General features: G+C 59.7%; 1 pseudogene. It reads right to left on the minus strand.

Annotation, left to right across the window (positions count from 1 at the left end):
• Positions 1–404: pseudogene (locus tag EN780_RS38105) on the minus strand (hypothetical protein); the annotation flags it as partial.
• Between the last annotated feature and the right edge of the window lie 10 nt (positions 405–414).

Consider the following 414-nt stretch of genomic DNA (forward strand, 5'->3'; position numbering starts at 1 on the left):
GTGAAGTGCGCGCTGTCGGGTAGTTCGATGCGGGCGGCGATTCCGGCAGCGTGCAGCGCCGCCGCGGCAAGGTCCACGTGCAGTGCCTCGGAAGCGTCGAATTCAGGGATAGGCAGCGTCCAGACGAGATTGTCGAAGTCACGCGGATCTCGCTGTCCGACTGGCTGAAGGTCCTTTACGCGATCAAGCACAATACTCGTGTTCAGGACGGCAGCAACGTACGCGGCTTCTTCGAGTGAGTTGGCGGCCGACCAATAGGCCTTGTGGTCGATAATCACATCGTCGTCCTCTAGCCAGCACGCGCTCAATCGCGTTCCAGCTTTGGTGTAGAGAACTCGAATCGGCGATCTCGCCGCCTGCGCCACCAGTTTTTGAAGGTGGTTTAGCGACCGCGTCAGCGTCATACGACTGTCT

This window comes from Mesorhizobium sp. M4B.F.Ca.ET.089.01.1.1 (assembly GCF_004022605.1).
GTDB lineage: Bacteria > Pseudomonadota > Alphaproteobacteria > Rhizobiales > Rhizobiaceae > Mesorhizobium > Mesorhizobium abyssinicae.